This is a genomic window from Okeania sp. SIO2F4, from assembly GCF_010672385.1.
Lineage (GTDB): Bacteria > Cyanobacteriota > Cyanobacteriia > Cyanobacteriales > Microcoleaceae > Trichodesmium.
Genome location: NZ_JAAHGT010000300.1, coordinates 1 through 3,527, shown reverse-complemented (window position 1 = coordinate 3,527; position 3,527 = coordinate 1). Strand labels below are relative to the sequence as shown.

Genomic DNA, 3,527 nt, shown 5'->3' with positions numbered 1-3,527 from the left:
TATAAAAAGTTAATTGATTATGGAGCAGAATACAGTTATCAGTTACTAGGTGTAGACTTTGGTTTTTAAAACCCAAATCAAAAGATTAACTGTCAACTAAAATTTGAGTATTTTTTCATAGATTTACAAAAAAAATGAGTATAAACAGACAAAGAAAAATCGGAGTTACTACCTGGATATTTGGTCAGAATAAATTAGAAAAAACTGCCAAAATAATTTCAGAGATGGGTTTTGATGGAGTCGAATTATATGTAGATATTAATCAAACTCTACCTCAAAAGGTGAAAAATATTTTGACAGATAATGGCTTAGAAATATTCTCCATGACTCCTAGTAACGTAGATTTGGGAAGTAGCGATCGCCAAACCAGAATGGCAGCTCTAGATTACTATAAAAAGTTAATTGATTATGGAGCAGAATTAGGTAATCCTATCATTACTTGCCATGAACATATTCAGAGTCAGATGGGAACTACTTATGCAGGTTCAAGAGATAATTTAATTGCTTCTTGTCAAGAATTAGCAATTTATGCAGAAAAAGCCAAAATAAAATTAGGCTTTGAACCCCTGAATCGTTATTTATGTCGTTTCATTCTGAATAGCAATGATGTTTTATCTTTACTGGCAGAAATTAACTCGCCAAATATGACTGTTATTCTAGATACCTATCATGGCAATTTAGAAGAAGCAAATTTAGTTGAAGCCATTCAAAGATGTGGGGATAAACTGAGCGTCTATCAAATCGCTGATTCTAATAGAAAAGGCATTGGTTTTGGTCATACTAATTTTGCCGAACATTTCGACGCACTTGATGAGATTAAATTCTCCGGTCCGATAATTCTGGAATGTGCTCAACCTCGACAAACGCCAGGTTCCAAAGAAGAGATTGATTTGGATGAACTTAAACTTCATTTGTCAGTAAGTAAAAAATGGATTGTCAATCAAACAAAAGTATTAGTTGCTAATAATTGATTTATAGTTTGTAGTTGGGATTTAGCCCTAAATTAATGTTAGGATATTCTCTCTATATCCCTTTTTCTACAGTAATGCTGCCCAAATTGAATGTGCTCAACCTAGACAAACGCCAGGTTCCAAAGAAGAGATTGATTTGGATGAACTTAAACTTCATTTTTCAGTAAGTAAAAAATGGATTGTCAATCAAACAAAAGTATTAGTTGCTAATAATTGATTTATAGTTTGTAGTTGGGATTTAGCCCTAAATTAATGTTAGGATATTCTCTCTATATCCCTTTGTCTACAGTAATGCTGCCCAAATAGTTTAAACTTATTGTGCTAACTAAAAAAACGTACTGCTATATTAGATATCTCCAAAAAAGATATAAACTTTTTGCAAAAGTAGGGAACAGGGAAGATATTTTTAGGAAAAAAGTGCGGAAAATGATTTTGTGAGTAACTTTTACTTCTCTTGCTTATACTCAATAAAGAGCAAGTTTATTTTCTGGAGATGTCTATTAAATATTTGAGGGGCTAGAGCAAAACTACAAACAAAAGATTATTACAACTAATTAATTACCTGAGTAAGTCATTCCAGTAGGGTGCGTTAGACAGCAAAAATCACTCGTGGTGACAGCTATTTAAAAATCTGCCGCAGGGCACCATTTTAGTTATTGTTGTTGGGTTTCCTACCTCAACCAAACCTACGCTTATTTTTAGCTATGTCAGTTTAGTAGTGGCGCGTCAAGCTTGAAATAGTGTTTTAGGAAAATCCTCCAAACCTTAGTCATAGCAAGAACTATACTCAAAAATTTAATACATCATTTTCAGCTTGACACGCTAGTAGGGTGCGTTAGACGGAAAAAATATTTGACTGTGAAAGGTATTGAACAATCTGTCGCAGGGCACCATTTTAGTTATTGTTGTTGGGTTTCTTACCTCAAGCAAACCTACAGTTATTGCTTCCTTTAAATACTAGGAATTAAAATTAGGAGAAAACAAAATGAATCCCATCTATCAAGACCTAAAAGAAAAACATATTTTAATCACTGGTGGTAGTAATGGAATTGGCGAAGCTCTAACTAAAACATTTGCCGAACAAGCAGCAGAAGTAACAATTTTAGATAAAGATTATGAAAGAGGTTTAAAAGTAGCTGAAGAATGCCAACAATATAATTGTAAAGTCAACGTCTATGGAATAGATTTAACTGATACTGACGCTTTAACTGAAACTTTAGCCAAAGTAAAAAAAGACAAACCAGTAGTAAATGTTTTAATTAACAATGCTGGTTACGACCCCCGATGTAACTTGTTAGAAATGTCAGCACAACAATGGAATGATTTATTTCAATTAAATGTTGTACATTATTTCATCACCTGTCGGGAATTATTACCAGAAATGATAAATGCTGGTGGCGGTAGTATTATTATGACAAGTTCTCACCTAGTTTGGATTGCCAAACCAGATATGGTTGCTTACAATGCGACAAAAGCAGCAATAGTAGGTATGGTCAGAACTTTAGCAGGAGCAGTTGGCAAACATCATATTCGGGTAAATTCCGTAGCACCAGGTTGGATAATGACAGAAAGGCAACTCCAACAGTGGGTGACACCAGAAGCAAAACATAAAACTGTACATGAATTACAATCAATTCCTATAGAATTAACACCCCAAGAATTAGTCGGAACATATTTATTTCTCGCTTCCGATACATCCAGAGCAATAACTCGTCAAACAATAGTTGTAGATGCGGGATATGCACAGACTTAATACCCAAGTCATTTCAGTTATCAGTACCTCTGACTGTTTGCGCAGCATGACCTAGGAAAGCATCGGGATTAAAATGCTGAATCGAATATTTTTTTCATCCCCTTAAAAGGGAAGACTTGAGACCTTACTCTTTGGTCAAAATTCAAAAGTCAAAAGTAAGATTGTATAAGCTGAAATTATTGAGTTTATCTAGGTTTGGTTGAGGAACGAAATTAAACTTGTCTCTAAAACGCTTATAACTTCAACTGGTTTTGTTGCATAAAAGTAATGATAGAACATCCTTTCCGCTTTGCTACGCAAATGTTTGCGCAGCATTCCCTCAGGAAAACGTAAATGTTCTTTTTCTATAGATTGATGTTTTATTCATCTATTGGACAATAGTAAGGGCTGGCTGATTAAATCTGAAAGTATTGACATATAAAGGTTGTAGGATTTTTTTGTTGCAAAAAGTACCAGCTTTTCAGTGGATAGAACTGCAAAAAGCCAGTATTTTAAGATGATTATGACAGATCCTCAAAAATTTTTACAAGGGAAAGATACGGTTAGGCTTCTATTTAGTACAACAAAGTAACTTAAATTGGCGTTGCTGAAATGTAATGGTAAGTAGCTGAAGGTAAAATTGAAAAACTTATGTTTTACGTTGATACTTAATCTAAAAATCATTACCATTCAGCAACGACCTTAAATTCGTAGTTGCTTTTAAGCCATAAATATACATCTAGCGCTAAAGCGCAACTACAAACAAAGAATATCTCTAAAAAATTAACTATGGGTATTAACAAAACTTTATTAATTATGGCAGT

General features: G+C 33.7%; 2 protein-coding genes. Both read left to right on the top strand.

Going from position 1 to position 3,527, the window contains the following annotated elements; translation table 11 throughout:
• Window positions 1–134 precede the first annotated feature (134 nt).
• A complete protein-coding gene (locus F6K22_RS19160) occupies window positions 135–971 on the top strand; it encodes a sugar phosphate isomerase/epimerase family protein (RefSeq protein ID WP_293101212.1) in 837 nt (278 codons plus the stop codon).
• 985 nt (window positions 972–1,956) lie between these two features.
• A complete protein-coding gene (locus tag F6K22_RS19155; protein ID WP_293101209.1) occupies window positions 1,957–2,724 on the top strand; it encodes an SDR family NAD(P)-dependent oxidoreductase in 768 nt (255 codons plus the stop codon).
• Window positions 2,725–3,527: the final 803 nt, after the last annotated feature.

Coding starts and splice junctions, on each gene's coding strand:
- F6K22_RS19155 (WP_293101209.1), top strand. CDS start 1,957: ATGAATCCCATCTATCAAGACCTAAAAGAAAAACATATTTTAATCACT.
- F6K22_RS19160 (WP_293101212.1), top strand. CDS start 135: ATGAGTATAAACAGACAAAGAAAAATCGGAGTTACTACCTGGATATTT.